The organism is Mycobacterium sp. SMC-21 (assembly GCF_045310825.1).
Classification (GTDB): domain Bacteria; phylum Actinomycetota; class Actinomycetes; order Mycobacteriales; family Mycobacteriaceae; genus Mycobacterium.
In genome coordinates this window covers 37,864-57,152 of sequence record NZ_JBJIAO010000019.1, presented here as the reverse complement: position 1 = coordinate 57,152, position 19,289 = coordinate 37,864, and the positions used below count along the sequence as shown (strand labels likewise).

Sequence of the window (19,289 nt, the reverse complement as noted above, 5' to 3'; positions counted from 1 at the left end):
CATACGGTAGATCAGCATTTGTACCTGGTCAAGCGGTACTTGTGGGGTCGCGGACACCGTGTGAACCACGTCCGAACCATCGGAAAGAAATGGACTCGCCCATGGCGCATCAGCTCATCGATCCGCTCCTTCAACCCTTCCGGCTGAAGAACCTGACCCTGCGCAATCGCGTGGTGAGCACATCGCACGAGCCGTCCTACACCGAAGACGGCATGCCCAAGCGCCGCTACCGCCTCTATCACGAGGAGAAGGCCAAGGGCGGCATCTCGCTGACCATGATGGGTGGCTCGGCGGTGGTCGCGCCCGACAGCCCCTCTGCGTTCGGCAATCTGCACGTCTACAAGGACGAGATCGTGCCCTGGCTGAGCGAGCTGGCCTACGGCGTCCACGAGAACGGCGCCGCCGTCATGTGCCAGATCACCCACCTGGGCCGGCGCACCAGCAATTACGACGGCGACTGGCTGCCCGTGGTGTACCCGTCCGCCATCCGCGAACCCGCCCACCGGTCCTTCCCCAAGGTTGCCGAGGAATGGGACATGGACCGCATCGTCAAGGCCTACGCCGACGCCACCGCGCGGTGCCGCGCGGCCGGCCTGGACGGCGTCGAACTCGAGGCCTACACCCATCTGCTCGACGCGTTCTGGTCGCCGTTGACCAACCACCGCGACGACGAATACGGCATGGGAAGCATGGAGGATCGACTTCGCTTCCCACTGAGGGTGATTCGCGCGGTGCGCGAGGCCGCCGGGCCTGACTTCGCGGTCGGCATCCGGATGTCACTCGACGAGGACCTGCCGGGCGGCCTGCAGTACGAGGACGGCATCGAGATCGCCAAACGCCTGGTGCCCGAGGGCATCGACTTCATCAGCGTGATCAAGGGCTACATGGCCAGCGACGAGGCGCTCTCGCGCGTCATCCCGCCGATGGGCACCCCGGTCGCGCCGCACCTGTCGTTCGCCGGGCAGGTCAAGAAGGAACTCGGTATCCCCGTCATGCATGCCTCCCGCATCAACGATGTCGCCACCGCCCGGCACGCGATCCGCGACGGCCTGCTCGACCTCGTCGGCATGACGCGTGCGCACATCGCCGACCCCCACATCGTCGCGAAAATCCAAGCGGGCGAGGAGGATCGGATTCGGCCCTGCGTCGGCGCGACCTACTGCCTCGACGAGATCTACCAGAACCGCGACGCCAAGTGCGTGCACAATCCGTCCACCGGCCGCGAGGACCGGCTGCCACACCGCGTCGACAAGGCCTCCGGGCCGGCGCGGACCGCGGTGGTGATCGGAGCCGGGCCGGCCGGACTGGAAGCCGCGCGCGTGCTCGGCGAGCGCGGTCACCGCGTCGTGGTCTTCGAGGCCTCCGACCTGCCCGGTGGGCAGGTGCGGATCGCCTCGTCGTCACCGCGCCGGCGCGATCTCATCAGCATCATCGAGTGGCGGCTGGACGAGTGCAAGCTGCTCGGGGTCGACATCCGCACCAACCGGTACGTCGACGTCGACGAGGTGCTGGCCGAGAACCCCGACATCGTCGTGGTCGCGACCGGCGGCGTGCCGAACACCGAATTCCTCACCGAGGGCGCCAATCTCGTCACCGACGGTTGGGATGTCTTGTGCGGCGCGGTACATCCGCGCGGCGAGGTCATGCTGTACGACGACAACGGCGGCCACCCCGGACTGGATGCCGCCGAGGTGCTGGCCCGGACCGGCGTCGACCTCGAGTTCGTCACCCCCGAGCGGACTTTGGCGCCCGACGTCGGCGGCGTGAACTACCCCGGCTACTTCAAGGTGTTCGCCGAGCACGACGTGCGCGTCACCCTCAACGAGCGCCTGACCGGGGTGCGCCGCAAGGACGGCCGGCTCGAAGTGGACCTGTACAACGAGTATGCGCATGCCACGCGGCAGCGCATGGTCGACCACGTCGTCGTCGAACACGGCACGCTGCCGTCCGACGAGTTGTACTTCGGCCTGGTCCCCGGTTCCACCAACCTGGGCGAGGTCGACCAGCAGGCGCTGCTCAACCTGCAGCCGCAGACCGTCATGCGCAACGCCGACGGCGGCTACCAGCTTTTCCGGATCGGTGACGCCGTCGCCAGTCGCAACATCCACGCCGCGATCTACGACGCGTTCCGGCTCTGCCTCGTCCTCTGATAACCACCCCCTGACCAACAAGGAGTATCTCCATGCCGCAACAAGTTCGAGGTGTCATCGCCCGCGCCAAGGGCGCTCCAGTCGAGGTCACCACCATCGTGATTCCCGATCCGGGCCCCGGCGAGGTGGTGGTGAACATCCAGGCGTGCGGCGTCTGCCACACCGACCTGACCTACCGCGAGGGCGGCATCAACGACGAGTACCCCTTCCTGCTCGGCCATGAGGCCGCAGGCATCGTCGAAGAAGTCGGGCCCGGTGTGGAATCGGTCGCGGTCGGCGACTTCGTGATCCTGAACTGGCGCGCGGTGTGCGGCCAGTGCCGGGCGTGCAAGCGCGGCCGGCCGCAGTACTGCTTCGACACGTTCAACGCCACCCAGAAGATGACGCTGGAGGACGGCACCGAGCTGACGCCGGCACTGGGCATCGGCGCCTTCGCCGACAAGACCCTGGTTCACGCGGGACAGTGCACCAAGGTCGACGCCACCGCCGACCCGGCGGTGGTCGGCCTGCTGGGTTGCGGCGTGATGGCCGGGCTCGGCGCGGCGGTCAACACCGGCAACGTCTCCCGCGGCGACTCGGTGGCCGTGATCGGCTGCGGTGGCGTCGGTGACGCCGCCATCATGGGTTCCCGGCTGGCGGGCGCGGGCAAGATCATCGCGGTCGACCGGGATCCGCGAAAGCTGGAGTGGGCCAAGGAACTCGGCGCCACCCACACCGTCAACGCCGCCGAAACCGATACCGTCGAGGCGGTGCAGGAGCTCACCGGCGGGTTCGGTGCCGACGTGGTGATCGACGCCGTCGGTCGCCCGGAGACCTGGAAGCAGGCGTTCTACGCCCGTGACCTCGCCGGCACCGTCGTCCTCGTCGGCGTACCCACCCCGGATATGACGCTGGAGATGCCGCTGGTCGATTTCTTCTCCCACGGTGGCTCGCTGAAGTCCTCCTGGTACGGCGACTGCCTGCCCGAGCGGGACTTCCCGATGCTGGTCGATCTCTACCAGCAGGGCCGAATCCCGTTGGAGCGCTTCGTCTCCGAGCGGATCAAGCTCGACGAGATCGAGGACGCGTTCCACACCATGCACGCCGGCAACGTGCTGCGCTCGGTGGTCGTGCTGTGAGTGGCGAGCTCCGCATCGACCGCGTCGTCACCTCTGGGACGTTCAGCCTCGACGGCGGGACGTGGGACGTCGACAACAACGTGTGGGTGATCGGCGATGACTCGGAGGTGGTCATCGTCGACGCCGCCCACACGGCGCCCCAGATCGTCGACGCCGTTGCCGGCCGTAACGTGGTGGCGGTCGTCGTCACCCACGGGCACAACGACCACGTGACCGTCGCCCCGGAGTTGGCGTACGAGTTGCACGCCCCGATCCTGCTGCATCCCGGCGACGACATGCTCTGGCAGACAAGCCATCCCGACGAGAAGTACTGGAACCTCGACGCCGGTCAGCGGATCGGTGTCGCGGGTACCGAGATCGAGGTCATCCACACGCCCGGGCACTCGCCGGGGTCGGTGTGCTTGTACCTGCCCGAGGCCGGTGCGCTGTTCTCGGGAGACACCCTGTTCAACGGCGGGCCCGGCGCAACGGGGCGGTCCTACAGCGATTTCCCGACGATCATCGACTCCATCCGGGATTCGATCCTGACGCTGCCGGAGGAGACCCGGGTGCACACCGGCCACGGCGACCACACCACGGTCGGCTCCGAGGCGCCACACCTGGCGGAATGGATCGCGCGCGGGCACTGACTGTCTCGACGCCGAAAGTGGGCTTGTGCTCGAAGATCTTGCGATTCTTCGAGCACAAGCTCACTTTCGATGCGGCGTCGTGAGAGATCACCGCGGCTGTCGACGTTGACGCGGGCTTCGCCCTGGCTGTTGCGCCGTGGTTGCAGGATCAGCGACACCGAAATTGATTCCGCGCCAGCGGTGCTCGGTACTCGGCTTTTTGCGCCGTGGTTGCAGGGTGAATGGGCGGTTCTGGTTCACTCTGCGGCCAGGGCTCTAGTCACTCGATATTTGTCGCCCGCAGCGCAGGATCAGCGACAGCCCCCGCCGACAAATACGCCGCAAGTGAGCTTGTGATCGAACACAAGCTCACTTGCGGCGTATTGCGTCAGGCAAATTCCTCCACCGCGTCGAGCAGCCAGTCGGCCAGGTACCCGGCGAACGATGAGCGGACGATGATCCGGTAGTCGGTTCCCTTGTCGTCCAAGGGGATCAGTACGACGGCCGCCAAGGCGAGCATCGTCTGGGCCGCAGCACCGGGACCGAAAACCCGCGGATGTAGGTCCAGTGAGCAGCCCTTGGCCAGCACGTCGCGGGCATGGGCTCCGCGCAGGCGCACGCTCGTCCGCTGCGCCGACACGTCGACGGCAGCACCGCCGGCCGCGGCGACCGCCTCGTGCAGCTGTGTCTCGAGTGCCTCACCGTGGCGCTGTGTGGATGTCACCAGCCACTCCTCGGGGCCGAACCACATCACCGTCGAGTCCGGACCGCTGACACACGTGCCTGGTGTCGTCGACAGTGCGGCCAGGCCCAGGAGCCGGGCGGCTTCGGCGCCGCCGGCTCCGGCGGGGTCGACCCACAGATCGACCATGGTGGTGAACGGCTCCTCGGTGAGGCGTGCCGCTGGTGGCGTCGCGGCGAACTGGGCGGCCCAACCCTGCAATGGGCTACGGCGGGTGAGGGTTTCAGCCATCGCGGCGTGCTCCTTCGGGATCGACGAGGACGGAACCGGTGACCTCGACGGCCACCAGCGCGCCGTCCACCGGAACGGTGAGGGTGTCTCCGATGCGGGCGTGGCCGCCCTTGACCAGTGCCAGCGCGAATGGGCGGCCCAGCTCGGCGCTGCGGTAGCTCGACGTGACATGCCCGAGCATCGGAACCGGTGGTGGCGGCAACGTGCCGTCGGCCGGGGTTTCGATGATCTGGGCGCCTTCGGGCAGCACGGTCCGCGCGTCGACGGGAAGGAGTCCGACGAACTGCTTGCGCAGCGGGTTGAGGTTCTCGGCGCGGGTGAACGAGCGCTTCCCGACGAAGTCGGGCTTCTTCTTCGACACCACCCAGTTCATCCCGAGGTCCTGCGGTGTCACGGTGCCGTCGGTGTCCTGGCCGATGATCGGGTAACCTTTCTCGGCGCGCAGCACGTGCATGGTCTCGGTGCCGTAGGGCGTGATGCCGAACGGTTCGCCGGCCTCGATCAGCCGCTCCCACACTGCCGTTGCGTACCAGCCCATGACGTTGACCTCGTATGCCAGCTCGCCCGAGAAACTCACCCGGCCGATCCGCACGTGGACTCCGTCGATCTGGGTGTCGCGCCACGCCATGAATCCGAACGCGTCATTGCTGACGTCGACGCCTGGGAACACCGTGCCGATGACGTCCCGCGACCGCGGGCCGACCACGGGGAAGGTGTGCCACTGCTCGGTGACCGAGGTGAGGCGCACGCGCAGGTGCAGCCATTCGGTCTGCAGCCATTCCTCCATCCAGTCCAGGATGCGGGCGGCGCCACCGGTGGTGGTGAACACCTGGAAGCGGTCGTCGGCCAGGCGCATGACGGTGCCGTCGTCGATCACCATGCCGTCGACGCCGCACATGACGCCGTACCGCAGCATGCCGACCTTGAGCGTGCTCATCAGGTTCGTGTAGAGCATGTCGAGGAATGCGCCGGCATCGGGGCCCTGGACGTCGATCTTGCCCAGCGTCGAGCCGTCGAGGATGCCGACACCTGTTCGGGCAGCTGCACATTCGCGCAGCACCGCGGTGTCCATGTCTTCGCCGGGCAGCGGGTAGTAGCGCGGACGCTTCCACTGGCCGACGTCCTCGAACACCGCGCCGCGAGCGACGTGCCAATCATGCACGGCGGTAACGCGTTCCGGGTCGAACATCCGCCCGCGGTCGCGGCCGGCCAGGGCTGCGAACGCGACGGGCGTGTACGGCGGCCGGAAGGTGGTGACGCCGAGATCGGCCACCGGCACACCGAGCAGCTCGGCCGTGATGCCCGAGGCGACGACGCCCGAGGTCTTGCCCTGATCGTGCGCGGTGCCGATGGTGGTGTAGCGCTTGATGTGTTCCATCGACCGCATGCCGGCGCCCACCGCGCGAATCAGGTCCGCCACCGTCGCATCACGCTGGACGTCGACGAACTGCGTGGCACCGTCGGCATCGGGAATCCGCCACAGCACCAGGGGTGCACCCGTGGCCCGAATCGAATCCGATTCTCCGGCAAGCGGTTCGGCTGCCGCGGTGAGCCCGAGGCCGGCCAGGGCGCGAGTGGCCGCCGCACGACCGTCGCGCAGGCAACCGGGCAGGTTGAAGGTGCCTGCGGCCGAGCCGGCGACACTCACTTCATGGAGCTCGGCGCCCGGCACGAACGCACCGAGTGCGGCGTCGTACCGAAGGGGCCCGCGCACCTGACTGAAGAGGTGCACCGCGGGGTTCCAGCCGCCGCTGATCAGCAGCACGTCGCACGCCAGCTCTTCGGCCGCGCCGTCCGCGCCGGTGACGACGGCGGCGCTGACCCGGTTCTCACCGCGGGTCCCGCTGACGACCGACCCCGGCCGCAGTTCGATGCCGCGGGCCGCGCACGTCTCGCGCAGGTCGGTGGCGATCGCGTCGCGGGCATCTACGATCGCGGTGATCGCCACGCCGGCGTCGTGCAGGTCCAGCGCGGACTGATACGCGCTGTCGTTGGTGGTGAACACGACGGCCTGCGTGCCGACCCTGACGCCGTAGCGGTGCAGGAAGGTGCGGGCACCGGCGGCCAGCATGATGCCGGGCCGGTCGTTGTCGGTGAACACCACCGGCCGCTCGTGCGCACCGGCGGCGACGATGACGTGCCGGGCCCGGATCCGCCACACCCGCTGGCGGCTCGCGCCGGCGGGAGCCGCGGCGCCGAGGTGGTCCGTACGCCGTTGCAGCGCAAGGACAAAGCCGTCGTCGTAGTGTCCGAATGCGGTGGTGCGCTGCAGGTGCAACACGTCGGGATAGGTGGCGAGTTCGGCGACCGCGTCGGCGACCCACTCCAGTGCCGGGCGGCCGGAGATGGTGTCGGTACTGCCCAGCAGGGCACCGCCGGCCTCGCTCTGTTCGTCGATCAGCACGACGCGGGCGCCGGTGCGGGCGGCCGTCAGTGCGGCTGCCAGGCCGGCCGGGCCGGCCCCGGCGACCAGGACGTCGGCGTGCACATGGGTCGAGTCGTAGCGCGCGGTGTCGGCGATCTCGGCGAGCCGGCCCTGCCCGGGGATGCCTCGTGCGACGAGTCCGTCGTACAGGTCGACGGTGGTGGCGAGCAGCATGGGCTCGGGGAAGGGGTACTCGATCTGGACCAGGCCGCCGGTGTCCTCGGCCCACGCCGAGGTGAAGCCGCGGGGCCGGCCCATCTTGATGCTCGAGGTGACGTGATGCACGCCGTTCGCCAGCAGCGCCGACGCGAGAGTGTCACCGGCGTGGCCGGTGTACTCCCGGTCGTTGAAAGTGAAGGTGTGCACCGTATCCCGGTCGATACGGCCGCCGGTTTCGGTGCGCAGTGCGGTGCTCATCAGATTGTCGGCCTCTGCTCGTCGAGTCGGTAGACACGGTCGAATCGGTAGGTTGCGGTGTCGCGGATGGCATTGAACCAGCGGCGGCAGCCGGCGCTGTGGGTCCAGCGTTCGGCGAACAGCCCCTTGGGGTTGGCGCGGAAGAACACGTAGTGCGCCCACTGTTCGTCGGTCAGTGCCTGCGGGTCCTCGGGGTAGGCGACGTGCGCCTGACCGCCGTAGTGAAATTCGGTTTCCTCACGTGGCCCGCACCACGGGCAGTCGATGAGTTGCATTGCGGCTCCTGGTTTCTAGTGCGCCACGCCGGCGGCGCCGTGTTCGTCGACCAGGGCTCCGGTGACGAACCGGTCGAGGCTGAAGGGGGCGACGTAGTCGTGTTCGCGGCCGGTGGCGATGGTGTCGGCCAGGCACCAGCCGATGCCGGGCGTCACTTTGAAACCGCCTGTGCCCCAACCGGCGTTGAGGTACAGGTTGTCGTAGCCGACGCGGCCGACGATCGGTGATGCGTCGGGGCAGACGTCGACGATGCCCGCCCAGGTACGCAGCAGGTGCGCGCGGGCGAAGACCGGGAACAGTTCCACCGCGGCGGCCATCTGGCGTTCGATGATGTGGAACGCGCCGCGCTGGCCGTAGCCGTTGTAGGAGTCGACGCCGGCGCCCATCACGAGTTCGCCCTTGTGGGCCTGAGATACGTACACGTGCACCGCGTTCGACATGACGATGGTGGGATGCACCGGCTCGAGCAGTTCGGATACCAGCGCCTGCAGCGGGTGGCTCTGCAGCGGCGTGCGGATGCCGAGCATGTCGGTCAACGTCGAGGTGTGCCCGGCCGCGCACAGCGCCACCTGTCCGGCGCCGATGTCGCCGCGCGTGGTGCGCACCCCGGTGACCCGGTCGCCGTCGGTGACGAATCCGGTGACCTCGCAGTTCTGGATGATGTCGATGCCGGCCTCGTCGGCGCGGCGCGCGAAGCCCCACGCGACGTAGTCGTGCTTGGCGATGCCGGCGCGGGGCTGATAGGTGGCACCCAGCACCGGATAGCGAATGTCACTGGAAATGTTGACGATCGGGCACAGGTCCTTGACCTCTTTGGGTTCCACCCACTCGGCGTCGATGCCGTTGAGCTTGTTGGCCTCGACGCGCCGCACGCTGTCGCGGACGTCCTGCAGGCTGTGCGCCAGGTTGAGCACACCGCGCTGGCTGAACAGGATGGGGTAGTCCAGGTCCTCCTCGAGCCCTTCCCACAGCTTGAGGGCGTGCTCGTAAATCTGGGCGCTCTCGTCCCACAGGTAGTTGGACCGGATCAGCGTGGTGTTGCGGGCCATGTTGCCGCCGGCCAGCCAGCCGCGTTCCAGTACTGCGACGTTGGTGATGCCGTGGTTCTTGGCCAGGTAGTGCGCGGTGGCCAGGCCGTGGCCGCCGCCGCCGACGATGACGACGTCGTACGTCTTCTTGGGTTCCGGTGTGCGCCAGAGGAATTCGGGGTGATCGGGCAGATGTGCACCCGGTGGGGTCGTCGGTGCGGTCACAGCGAGGCCTCCGTGAGGTCGGGGTAGAGCGGGAAGCGGTCGGCCAGCACGTCCACCCGGGCGCGCAGCCCGTCGAGGTCGGCGTCGTCGGCATCGGGCCGCAGCGCATGGCTGATGACGTCAGCGACCTCGTGGAAGCTGTCCAGGTCGAAGCCGCGGGTCGCCAGCGCCGCGGTGCCGATGCGCACGCCCGAGCTGACCATCGGTGGCCGTGGGTCGAAGGGAACGGCGTTGCGGTTCACGGTGATTCCCACGCGGTGCAGCCGGTCCTCGGCCTGCTTGCCGTCCAATTCGGACTCCCGCAGGTCGACCAGCACCAGGTGGACGTCGGTGCCGCCGGACACCACGTTGATGCCCGCCGCGCGTGAATCCTCTTGCAGCAGGCGCGCGGCCAGTATCGCGGCGCCGTCCAGGGTGCGCTGCTGCCGCTCCCGGAACTCCGGGGTGGCGGCGAGCTTGAACGACACGGCCTTGGCGGCAATGACGTGTTCGAGCGGCCCGCCCTGCTGACCGGGGAACACTGACGAGTTGAACTTCTTGGCCAGCGCCTGGTCGTTCGTCAGGATGATGCCGCCGCGGGGGCCGCCCAGTGTCTTGTGCGTGGTCGAGGTGACCACATGCGCGTGCGGCACGGGGGAGGGGTGCAGGCCGGCCGCGACCAGGCCCGCGAAATGGGCCATGTCGACCATCAGGTACGCGCCGACTTCGTCTGCGATGCGCCGGAATTCGGCGAAATCGAGCTGCCGCGGGTAGGCGGACCAGCCGGCCAGGATGAGCTTCGGCCGGCGCTCGCGGGCGATGCGCTCGACCTCGGCCATGTCGATCCGGTGGTCGCCTTCGCCGACGTGGTAGGCGGCGACGTCGTACAGCTTGCCGGAGAAGTTGAGCTTCATGCCGTGCGTGAGGTGGCCGCCGTGCGCCAGATCGAGACCCAGGATGGTGTCGCCGGGGGAGAGCAGCGCCGACATGGCCGCGGCGTTGGCCTGCGCCCCCGAATGTGGTTGTACGTTGGCGTATTCGGCGCCGAACAGGCTCTTGACCCGGTCGATGGCGAGTTGCTCGGTGACGTCGACGAATTCGCAGCCGCCGTAGTACCGGCGGCCGGGGTAGCCCTCGGCGTATTTATTGGTCAGCACCGAGCCCTGCGCCTGCATCACCGCGACCGGCGCGAAGTTCTCGCTCGCGATCATCTCCAGCGTGCTCTGCTGACGGTGCAGTTCGGCGGCGATGGCCTGGTGCACTTCGGGATCCAGGTCGGCGAGGCTGACGTTCAGCGTGGGGTTCGTGGCCGCCGGTGCGGTGTCGAGGGTCATCTGGACCTTTCTGACATTGCAGTGTGTGATGGACTAATATATCAGCTGTAGGTTAGATTAAGATCAGCTCGTGGCGGCGTCAATAGCTGGGCCGCAGATACTTCTGGAGGAGTGACGATGACCCTGACGGAGTTGTCGTTCGGCGATCTCGACAGCCCGGCGGCTGTCACCGAGACCAATGCCGACCGCGCCTACGACATCGTGCGCGAACGTCTGGTCATGCTGGACATCCGGCCGGGAGAGCCCATCAACGACGACCGCCTGGCGGCTGACCTGGGCTTCGGCCGTACTCCGGTGCGGGAGGCCCTCAAACGGCTCGAGCGCGACCGCCTCGTCGTCGCCTATCCGCGCCGGGGCACGTTCGCCACCGCCGTCGACATGACCGACCTGGCCGACATCTCGGAGATTCGCAAGCTGCTCGAGCCGACGGCGGCCGCCCGTGCGGCCCGGGTTGCGACTGCCGACACCCGGGCCCGGCTGGCGGCACTGGCGCGGGCGATCTCCGGGATCGAGGACGCCGACGACTCCCGCGAGGTCCTGCGTCACGACGTCCATGTGCACCGCGAGATCTACCGGGCCTCGGGCAATCCGCACCTGGAACAGATCCTCGTCAGTCTCGACGCGCATGCCACCCGGATCTGGTGCATGTTCCTCGATCGGTTGCCGGACGTCGCCGGTCACGTCCGTGAACATGCCGAGCTGCTGGAGGCCATCGTCGAGGGCGACGAGGCCACGGCGGCGGCCCTGACGCTGGCCCATGTCTGCGGCTTCGAGGCTGCCATTCGCGCGTTGCTGTGAGTTCTCGGTAGCTCGTGGCCGACGGCTCGCCAACCGAGCCGGCCAGGAGACCGCCCGTCCTGATATATCATTGGCCTGACCAGATCAGATCAGTTGCCGGTCGGGGTTGCCGGTGACGTCGGGAAGGCGGGGCGGGCATGAGCGTTGCGGGAGTGGAACAGCTCGATGACGTTGTCTCCGAGGAGATGTCGTTTGCCGACCGGGCGTACCTCGTGATCCGCGACAAGCTCATCATGCTGGACATCCGTCCCAACGAAGCTATCGTGGAAAACGAGCTGGCCGCCGAGCTCGAGCTGGGCCGCACTCCCGTGCGCGAGGCGCTGAAGCGCCTGGAAGCCGACCGGCTGGTGGTCTCGTTTCCCCGTCGGGGCACTTTTGCTACGGGGGTCGACGTCGCCGACCTCCGGCACATCTCGCAGATTCGGGTCAATCTCGAGCCCGTCGCCGCGCGCGCTGCCGCCGAGAACGCCTCGCCCGACGTGCGTGCGGGCCTGCTCGCACTGGCCGACCGCACCGAAGCGCTCGATGTCGAGAACATCCAACGCGACGAACTCATGAGGTGGGACCTGCGCGCGCACCGCGCGATCTACCGGGCTGCCGGAAACCCGCACCTCGAGGACGTGCTGGTCCGGTACGACAATCTGGCGACCCGGATCTTCTGCCTGTTCCTCGACCGGATGCCGACCGTGGCCCGCCACGTGGGCGAGCACGCCGAGCTGTTGCGGACCATCGCCGGCGGCGATGGCGACGCTGCCGCGCAGATAGCGCTCGATCACGTCACCGGATTCGAGAAAGCGATCCGCGCGATCGTCTGACGGCAGCCGACGAAGGCGACCAACCGCATCGCAATGTGGTTATCGTTGCGTAATGAGCAACAACGGCGTTGATTCCGGCAATGGCGGCGTGCAGTCCGTCGACCGCGCGCTGTACATCCTGGAGCTCCTCGCACGCCGCGGCGAAGCCGGCGTCACCGAGCTGGCATCGGACATCGGGGTGCACAAATCGACGGTGTCGCGCCTGCTTGCGGCCCTCGAGGATCGTGAACTCGTCGAGCAGGCTTTCGAGCGCGGCAAGTATCGCCTCGGATTCGGCATCCTGCGGCTGGCCAACGCGGTGTCCGGCCGGCTCGACGTCACCCGGCAGGGCCGGGAGATCTGCGAGCGCCTGGCGCTCGAGGTCGGGGAGACCGTCAACATCGCCGTGCTGCGGTCCGAGTACGCGGTGAACGTGGACCAGGCGCGCGGGCCCGCCGCGATCAGCACGCACAACTGGGTAGGTGAGCTCACCCCGTTGCACGCGACGTCGAGCGGAAAGGTGTTGCTGGCCTTCATGTCCGCGGATGCCCGCCGGGATCTGTTGGCGGAGGCCGGGCTGCGGCGGTTCACCGAGCACACCATCACATCTGTCGAGCGCCTGGAAGCGCAGCTGCAGGACGTGCCCCGCACCGGCTACGTGGTGTCGCTGGAAGAGCTCGAGCATGGCCTCAACGCGGTTGCCGCGCCGATTCGCGATCACCTCGGCGGGGTGATCGCCGCTCTCAGTGTCTCCGGCCCGGCGTATCGGCTCACTGTCGAACGGGTGCAGGAGATCGCACCGGCGGTGGTCTCGGCGGCCGACGATGTCAGCCGCCGGATGGGCTACCGGGGCTGACTGCGCACGCCCTATCGGGCAATTCGCCGATTCGCGCTGCATATCAGATCAGCGCGATCTAATATATCAACGGTTCGCCATCGGTGATTCCCGTGCCCGGTGGCGAACCTCAAGTCGATGCCCCCGCAGCGCTGGTGGTGCGAATGGCGTCGACGTGGCGAAGCTGCCGCACAACATGGCGTCGACTCGCCGCGCGTCCGACTGACCTGGGCTTTCGGGTCCGCCGAGGCAGTTGTTCCGGCTGTGTAAACGGTGCCATCCACCCCTTGACACGGGTATGTGACTGTCGCCACACTGTTGCATAATGCGAATTGCGTTGCGTATAGCGCTTCAAACTCACCGAGAGGGCAACCCACCTGATGCTCGAGATCTGTCCGCTCTCCGAACTCCCGCCCGGCGAGGCCCGGCGGGTGGACACCGACCCGCCCATCGCGGTGTTCCACACCGAGGACGGCGAGGTGTTCGCCATCGACGACACCTGTTCGCACCAGGACGCCTCGCTGGCCGACGGCTGGCTGGAAGGGTGTGACGTCGAGTGCCCGCTGCACGCCTCGCGGTTCAACCTCCGCACCGGAGCGGTCGACGCGCCGCCTGCCAAGCTGCCGGTCCGCACGCACGCCGTGGTGATCACCGACGGCGTCATCCACGTCGAACTCAGCACCGAGAAACCCAACCTGCCGCCCGACATCCGGGCTCGACTCGGCGCGGGGCAGTGATGAAGCACGTCGCGATCGTGGGTGCGTCACTCGCGGGCCTGTCCGCCGCGAGGGCATTGCGGGCACAGGGCTTCGATGGGCGGCTGACCGTCATCGGCGACGAGGCGCAGCGGCCCTACGACCGCCCGCCGCTGTCGAAGGAGTTCCTCTGCGGCAACGTCTCCGAAGCCGACCTCGCCCTCGAATCCGACGACGACGATCTGCAGGCGGACTGGCGCCTGGGTGCCGCCGCGGCCAGGCTCGACAGTCGTTGTGGTGCAATCGAACTCGCGGACGGGACACGCATCGACGCCGACGGCGTGGTGATCGCGACCGGTTCCCGCGCCCGCCGCTGGCCCGGCTGTGCGGGCATGGCCGGCGTCCACGTCATCCGCACCATCGACGACGCCGTCGCGTTGCGTGCCGAACTGGTGCCGGGCGCTCGGCTGGTGGTCATCGGCGCCGGGTTCATCGGCGCCGAAGTCGCCTCGACGGCGCGCAAACTGGGCCTCGACGTCACCGTCGTCGAAGCCGCTCCGGCACCGCTGCAGATGCAGCTCGGTAGCTGGCTCGGTGGTGTCGTCGCCGGCGCCCACACCGCCAACGGCACGACGCTGATCTGCGGGGTGGGCGTCGCCGGGCTCGTCGGCGAGGAGCGCGCACTGCGTGCACCCGACGGCGTGCGGCGGGTCGCCGGCGTCGACCTCACCGACGGACGCCACCTGCCGGCCGACGTCGTCGTCGTCGGTATCGGCGGTGTGCCGAACATCGACTGGCTGCAGGGCAGTGGACTGGAGCTCGGCAACGGCGTGCTGTGCGGCACGCATGGGCAGACGGCCCTGCCGAACGTCGTCGCCGTCGGTGACTGCGCGGCCTGGCTCGACGCCGCCACCGACACCCACCACCGGGTCGAACACTGGACCGGTGCGCTGGAGCGTCCCGCGATGGCGGTCGCCGCCCTGCTGGCCGGTGGCCTCCGTCAGGAGTCGACGGTGAAGCCGCCGTACTTCTGGTCCGACCAGTACGGCTCCCGCATTCAGTTCGCCGGCCTCGCCCGTCCCGATGACGAGATCACCATCGAGGAGGGCAGCTGCGAGGAGCGCTGCCTGCTCGCCACCTATCGGCGCGATGGCCGCCTGGTCGCGGTCCTCGGTATCGACCAGCCCCGGCTCTTCACCCGGTGGCGCCGCCAGCTGGTCCCGACACCCACTGCGGTCTAGGCCGAAGTTGTTGCAGCCCAATAAAAATCACGACAAGACACCGCAAAGGAGCTCGATGACCGCCACCGTGCCGAACCTGCCTGGAAGCCTCATTTCCACTCTGGCAGGGCATTACTACACCGATCCGGAGGTCTTCGCCCTCGAGCAGGAGAAGATCTTCGAGACCATGTGGTTCTGCGTTGTGCGCGCCGCGGATCTGGACAAGCCCGGCGCATTCAAGACCGTCCAGGTCGGTCGCGAAAGCGTTTTGGTGACCAGGTCCCGCAAGGGCGATATCAACGCGTTCTTCAACCTGTGCCGGCATCGCGGCGCGCGGCTGTGCACCGAGGACAGTGGCGAGGTCAAGCGTGCGTTCCAATGTCCTTACCACGCATGGACTTACGATCTCGACGGCAAGCTCATCGCGGCACCGAACCTGACCAAGATGCCCGACATCGACCGCGTCGAGTACGGCCTGCGCAAGATCTCGGTCCGGGAGTGGCTCGGCTACGTCTGGGTGTGCCTGGCCGACGAGCCGCCGTCGTTCGAAGACACCGTCATGCAGGACATCGTCGCCCGGCTCGGCGACGTCGAATCGATCGACCACTACACGGTGGCCGATCTGAGCCTCGGACGCCGCATCGTCTACGACGTCAAGGCGAACTGGAAGCTCATCATCGAGAACTTCATGGAGTGCTACCACTGCGCCACGATCCATCCGGAACTGACCGAGGTGCTGCCCGAGTTCGCCGACGGCTACGCCGCCCAGTACTACGTCGGCCACGGCGCGGAGTTCGGCGAAGAGGTCGAGGGCTTCACCATCGATGGCTCAGAGGGTTTCGAGCACATCCCCGGCGTCACCCCGGACCAGGACCGGCGCTACTACGCGATCACGGTACGTCCGCAGGTGTTCGTCAACCTGGTGCCCGACCACGTCATCATCCACCGCATGTTCCCGATGGCGGCCGACCACACCATCGTCGAATGCGACTGGTTGTACCTGCCCGGCGTCGTCGATTCGGGGCGCGACGTGAGCAAGTCGGTGGAGCTTTTCCACCGGGTCAACCAGCAGGACTTCGACGCGTGCGAGCGCTGCCAGCCCGCCATGAATTCGCGCGTCTACCGCGACGGCGGGGTGTTGGTGCCGAGCGAACACCACCTCGGCGAATTCCATGACTGGTTGCGCAACAAGCTCGCCGACTGATGTGGGCATTCGGCTCCCGGCAACCGGCCGGGCGCCGAATACTCGCGGAGTCGGCGCGGTGTCCCGGTCCGCTGGGCCGGCTGGAGAGGCGGCCCCGGTGGACCGGGACACCACCACAACTGTGACCGTTAGTCGAGGAGGCAACGTGGACGGTGCACCTGATCTGCTGATCGGATCGGAGTGGCGGCATGCCGCCGACGGCGGTACCCGGGACATCATCAATCCCGCAATGGGCAAGGTTTTCGCCACGGTCGACGAGGCCACGCACGACGATGCGCTGGCGGCAGTCGCCGCGGCCCGCGCCGCCTTCGACGCCGGTGACTGGCCGGCCACACCGGTCGCCGAGAGGACCGCGCTGCTCGAGCGCATCGCCGACCTGCTGGCCCGCGACAAGGAGTCGCTCGCGGCACTGGAGACCGCCGACACCGGAAAAACCTTGGCGGAGAGCCGGATCGATATCGACGACGTGATCTCGGTGTTCCGCTACTACGCGCGCCTGGTGGCGACGCAGTCCGACCGGCTTGTCGACGTGGGCGACCCGACGGTCATCAGCCGGGTGGTGCACGAGCCCATCGGGGTGTGCGTGCTGATCGCCCCGTGGAACTACCCGCTCCTGCAGATCTCGTGGAAGATCGCGCCGGCCCTGGCGGCCGGGTGCACCATGGTGGCCAAACCCAGTGAGGTGACACCGCTTTCGACCATCGCCTTCGTCCGGCTGGCTCAGGAAGCGGGCGTGCCGCCGGGCGTGCTCAACCTGATCCAGGGCAGTGGGGCCGCCGTCGGCGCGGCCCTCACCGACAACCCCGACGTCGACCTCATCTCGTTCACCGGCGGGCTCAGCACCGGGCAGCACATCGCCAGGACCGCCGCCGCGCACGTGACCAAGGTGGCGCTGGAACTCGGCGGGAAGAACCCGCACATCGTGTTCGCCGATATCGGAGGGGGAGAGGCCTGGGACGCCGCCGTGGACCAGGTCCTCACCGGTGTGTTCCTGCACTCGGGTCAGGTGTGTTCGTCAGGCACGCGGGTGATCGTCGAGGAGTCGATCGCCGACGATTTCGTCGCTCAGCTCGCCGAGCGCGCCGAGAAGATCCGGATGGGCGACGGTACCGACCCGCGTAGCGAGACCGGCCCGCTGGTCTCCAAGCAACAGTTGGAAAAAATCGAATCCTTTGTGGCCCTGGGTATTTCTGAGGGTGCGAAGCTCATCACCGGCGGAACCCGGCCCAGCGATCCGGCGCTGGCGGACGGCTACTTCTTCCTGCCGACGATCTTCGACCGGTGCGACCGGTCGATGCGGATCGTCACGGAGGAGACCTTCGGGCCGATCATGACGGTGGAGCGATTCACAGACGAGGCCGAGGCGATCAGGCTCGGCAACGACACGCAGTACGGTCTCGCGGCGGGAGTGCGAACTTCCGATCCAGCGCGAGGCGAACGTGTGGTGCGCGCACTGCGGCACGGCACGGTGTGGTTGAACGACTTCGGCTACTACACCGCGGCCGCGGAGTGGGGCGGTTTCGGGAAGTCGGGCAACGGCCGCGAGCTCGGTCCCTCGGGTCTCGCGGAATATCAAGAACTCAAACACATCTGGCACAACACCGCGCCAACGCCGGCCGGCTGGTTCAACACTGCCAATGAAGGTTAAGGACACACCATCATGACTCAGAACCTGGCCGACGCGGACAGCGGCGGACTCGAAGACTTCGGCTACAAGGAATCGCTGGACCGCAGCATCGGAAAATTCGCGAGCTTTGCGGCCGGTGTCAGTTACATCTCCATCCTGACCGGTACCTTCCAGCTGTTCTACGTCGGCTACGGCAACGGCGGACCGGCGTATCTCTGGTCCTGGCCCATGGTCTTCATCGGGCAGATGGCGGTGGCGTTGTGTTTCATGGAACTCGCCGCCAAGTATCCGGTCGCGGGTTCCGTCTACAACTGGTCGAAGAAGCTGGGCAGCCGCATCGTGGGCTGGAGTTCGGGGTGGCTGATGCTGACGGCTTCCATCGTCACCCTGTCGGCGGTGGTGTTGGCCCTACAGCTGAACCTGCCGCGACTCTGGAGCGGCTTCCAGGTGATCGGCGACGGCACCGGTCAGTACGATTTCGCCGCCAACGCCATCCTGCTCGGCACCGTCCTCATCGTGTTCACCACCGTGGTCAATGCCTTCGGCGTGCGGCTGATGGCGATGATCAACAGCGCCGGTGTTTTCATCGAACTCATTGCGGCAGTGCTCATTGCGGTCATCCTGCTGTTCAACATCAAGCGCGGGCCGAGTGTCTTCTTCGACACCCAGGGCCATGGCGCGGGACTGCCCGGCGGATATTTCGGCGCGTTCCTGGTGGCCTCGGTGGCATCGCTGTACGTGATGTACGGGTTCGACACGGCAAGCTCGCTCGGCGAGGAAACGGTCGAGCCCAGGCGCACCGCGCCCAAGGCCATCCTGCGTGCGATCCTGGCCTCGTTCGTGATCGGCGGCGCCATCCTGGCTGGCGCCATCATGGCCACGCCGGACCTCAGCGACCCGGCGCTGGGTAGCCCCGACGGCAGCCTGCAGTCCATCGTCGAGAAGGTGATGTGGGGCCCGTTGGGCACCATCTTCCTGATCTGCATCGTGGTCGCGGTGACGGTGTGCTCGCTGGCCGTGCACACCGCGGCCATCCGGTTGACGTTCGCCATGGCCCGCGACAACGCGCTGCCGTTCGGCGAGAAGCTCGCCAAGGTGCATCCCAAGACCCAGGCACCCGTCGTGCCCGCTGTCGTGATCGGCATCATCGCGGCGCTGATCCTCGTGATCAACCTCGGGCAGCCAAAGGTTTTCACCGTGCTGACCTCGATCGCGATCATCATGATCTACCTGGCCTACCTGATGGTCACCGGCCCGCTGCTCAAGAAGCGCCTGCAAGGGGAGTGGCCGCCGAAAGATCTCAAGGAGGGCGGCTACTTCACGATGGGCAAGTGGGGCCTGCCGGTCAACATCTTCGCGGTGCTGTGGGGCGTCGGGATGGCCGTCAACCTGGCGTGGCCACGCGTCGCGATCTACGGTGACCCGTGGTACAACACCTGGGGCGCGTTCGTCTACATCGGCGTCATCCTCGGGCTCGGCCTGCTGTGGTATTTCGTCAAGGGCCGCAACCACATTGGCACCCTGGCCTCCCATTCGGCGCTCACCGGCGAATGACCCGCTGAGCTGATTTCGTTCTGCCTGAC

16 protein-coding genes are annotated in these 19,289 nt (G+C 67.6%); 11 read left to right on the top strand and 5 right to left on the bottom strand.

Annotated features, from left to right (window positions below; all coding sequences use genetic code 11):
* The first annotated feature begins 101 nt into the window (after positions 1–101).
* The 3 genes from ACJH6H_RS18470 to ACJH6H_RS18460 are packed head-to-tail and all read left to right on the top strand — an operon-like array spanning position 102 to position 3,897.
* Positions 102–2,150, top strand: coding sequence for an FAD-dependent oxidoreductase (locus ACJH6H_RS18470; protein ID WP_406775537.1), 2,049 nt, complete (start codon positions 102–104; stop codon positions 2,148–2,150).
* A 32-nt stretch (positions 2,151–2,182) separates the two neighbouring features.
* The gene (locus ACJH6H_RS18465; protein ID WP_406775536.1) at positions 2,183–3,268 is read left to right on the top strand and encodes an S-(hydroxymethyl)mycothiol dehydrogenase; all 1,086 of its coding nucleotides are present in this window, start codon (positions 2,183–2,185) and stop codon (positions 3,266–3,268) included.
* Positions 3,265–3,897 (top strand): MBL fold metallo-hydrolase, encoded by a 633-nt coding sequence (locus tag ACJH6H_RS18460; protein WP_406775535.1) that lies wholly within the window; start codon positions 3,265–3,267, stop codon positions 3,895–3,897. Before ACJH6H_RS18465 ends, ACJH6H_RS18460 begins: the two co-directional genes overlap by 4 nt.
* Positions 3,898–4,264: 367 nt before the next feature.
* On the opposite strand, the gene ACJH6H_RS18455 is transcribed toward ACJH6H_RS18460, so the two are convergent.
* Genes ACJH6H_RS18455 through glyA form a run of 5 tightly spaced genes read right to left on the bottom strand, consistent with a single transcriptional unit; the run spans position 4,265 to position 10,533 of the window.
* Positions 4,265–4,849, bottom strand: a complete 585-nt coding sequence (locus tag ACJH6H_RS18455) for a sarcosine oxidase subunit gamma (protein WP_406775534.1) — start codon at positions 4,847–4,849, stop codon at positions 4,265–4,267.
* Complete coding sequence (locus ACJH6H_RS18450; protein ID WP_406775533.1) at positions 4,842–7,691, bottom strand: 2Fe-2S iron-sulfur cluster-binding protein; 2,850 nt, start codon at positions 7,689–7,691, stop codon at positions 4,842–4,844. Before ACJH6H_RS18450 ends, ACJH6H_RS18455 begins: the two co-directional genes overlap by 8 nt.
* Entirely contained in the window at positions 7,691–7,966 is a 276-nt protein-coding gene (locus ACJH6H_RS18445; RefSeq protein WP_212806877.1) for a sarcosine oxidase subunit delta, read from the bottom strand. The genes ACJH6H_RS18450 and ACJH6H_RS18445 overlap by 1 nt, the downstream gene beginning before the upstream one ends.
* A gap of 15 nt (positions 7,967–7,981) precedes the next feature.
* Complete coding sequence (locus ACJH6H_RS18440) at positions 7,982–9,220, bottom strand: sarcosine oxidase subunit beta family protein (protein WP_406775532.1); 1,239 nt, start codon at positions 9,218–9,220, stop codon at positions 7,982–7,984.
* Entirely contained in the window at positions 9,217–10,533 is a 1,317-nt protein-coding gene (gene glyA / locus ACJH6H_RS18435; RefSeq protein ID WP_061007196.1) for a serine hydroxymethyltransferase, read from the bottom strand. Before glyA ends, ACJH6H_RS18440 begins: the two co-directional genes overlap by 4 nt.
* Positions 10,534–10,650: 117 nt before the next feature.
* On the opposite strand from glyA, the gene ACJH6H_RS18430 reads away from it, so the two are divergent.
* From ACJH6H_RS18430 to ACJH6H_RS18395, 8 genes are all read left to right on the top strand, one after another.
* The gene (locus ACJH6H_RS18430) at positions 10,651–11,331 is read left to right on the top strand and encodes a GntR family transcriptional regulator (RefSeq protein WP_061007195.1); all 681 of its coding nucleotides are present in this window, start codon (positions 10,651–10,653) and stop codon (positions 11,329–11,331) included.
* A 137-nt stretch (positions 11,332–11,468) separates the two neighbouring features.
* Positions 11,469–12,146, top strand: a complete 678-nt coding sequence (locus tag ACJH6H_RS18425; RefSeq protein WP_061007194.1) for a GntR family transcriptional regulator — start codon at positions 11,469–11,471, stop codon at positions 12,144–12,146.
* Between the two features lie 52 nt (positions 12,147–12,198).
* Positions 12,199–12,981 (top strand): IclR family transcriptional regulator, encoded by a 783-nt coding sequence (locus ACJH6H_RS18420; RefSeq protein WP_204158611.1) that lies wholly within the window; start codon positions 12,199–12,201, stop codon positions 12,979–12,981.
* A 359-nt stretch (positions 12,982–13,340) separates the two neighbouring features.
* Complete coding sequence (locus tag ACJH6H_RS18415) at positions 13,341–13,697, top strand: bifunctional 3-phenylpropionate/cinnamic acid dioxygenase ferredoxin subunit (protein WP_061007193.1); 357 nt, start codon at positions 13,341–13,343, stop codon at positions 13,695–13,697.
* The gene (locus ACJH6H_RS18410) at positions 13,697–14,896 is read left to right on the top strand and encodes an NAD(P)/FAD-dependent oxidoreductase (protein ID WP_082761841.1); all 1,200 of its coding nucleotides are present in this window, start codon (positions 13,697–13,699) and stop codon (positions 14,894–14,896) included. The genes ACJH6H_RS18415 and ACJH6H_RS18410 overlap by 1 nt, the downstream gene beginning before the upstream one ends.
* Before the next feature lie 55 nt (positions 14,897–14,951).
* Positions 14,952–16,079 (top strand): aromatic ring-hydroxylating dioxygenase subunit alpha, encoded by a 1,128-nt coding sequence (locus ACJH6H_RS18405; RefSeq protein ID WP_406775531.1) that lies wholly within the window; start codon positions 14,952–14,954, stop codon positions 16,077–16,079.
* A gap of 145 nt (positions 16,080–16,224) precedes the next feature.
* Positions 16,225–17,727 carry an aldehyde dehydrogenase family protein gene (locus ACJH6H_RS18400; protein ID WP_406775530.1) on the top strand — a complete coding sequence of 501 codons (1,503 nt, stop codon included), beginning with the start codon at positions 16,225–16,227 and terminating at the stop codon, positions 17,725–17,727.
* Positions 17,728–17,739: 12 nt separating this feature from the next.
* A complete protein-coding gene (locus tag ACJH6H_RS18395; protein ID WP_406775529.1) occupies positions 17,740–19,260 on the top strand; it encodes an APC family permease in 1,521 nt (506 codons plus the stop codon).
* Positions 19,261–19,289 lie beyond the last annotated feature (29 nt).

Coding starts and splice junctions, on each gene's coding strand:
- ACJH6H_RS18415 (WP_061007193.1), top strand. CDS start 13,341: ATGCTCGAGATCTGTCCGCTCTCCGAACTCCCGCCCGGCGAGGCCCGG.
- ACJH6H_RS18465 (WP_406775536.1), top strand. CDS start 2,183: ATGCCGCAACAAGTTCGAGGTGTCATCGCCCGCGCCAAGGGCGCTCCA.
- ACJH6H_RS18410 (WP_082761841.1), top strand. CDS start 13,697: ATGAAGCACGTCGCGATCGTGGGTGCGTCACTCGCGGGCCTGTCCGCC.
- ACJH6H_RS18430 (WP_061007195.1), top strand. CDS start 10,651: ATGACCCTGACGGAGTTGTCGTTCGGCGATCTCGACAGCCCGGCGGCT.
- ACJH6H_RS18470 (WP_406775537.1), top strand. CDS start 102: ATGGCGCATCAGCTCATCGATCCGCTCCTTCAACCCTTCCGGCTGAAG.
- ACJH6H_RS18420 (WP_204158611.1), top strand. CDS start 12,199: ATGAGCAACAACGGCGTTGATTCCGGCAATGGCGGCGTGCAGTCCGTC.
- glyA (WP_061007196.1), bottom strand. CDS start 10,533: ATGACCCTCGACACCGCACCGGCGGCCACGAACCCCACGCTGAACGTC.
- ACJH6H_RS18455 (WP_406775534.1), bottom strand. CDS start 4,849: ATGGCTGAAACCCTCACCCGCCGTAGCCCATTGCAGGGTTGGGCCGCC.
- ACJH6H_RS18450 (WP_406775533.1), bottom strand. CDS start 7,691: ATGAGCACCGCACTGCGCACCGAAACCGGCGGCCGTATCGACCGGGAT.
- ACJH6H_RS18405 (WP_406775531.1), top strand. CDS start 14,952: ATGACCGCCACCGTGCCGAACCTGCCTGGAAGCCTCATTTCCACTCTG.
- ACJH6H_RS18445 (WP_212806877.1), bottom strand. CDS start 7,966: ATGCAACTCATCGACTGCCCGTGGTGCGGGCCACGTGAGGAAACCGAA.
- ACJH6H_RS18425 (WP_061007194.1), top strand. CDS start 11,469: ATGAGCGTTGCGGGAGTGGAACAGCTCGATGACGTTGTCTCCGAGGAG.
- ACJH6H_RS18395 (WP_406775529.1), top strand. CDS start 17,740: ATGACTCAGAACCTGGCCGACGCGGACAGCGGCGGACTCGAAGACTTC.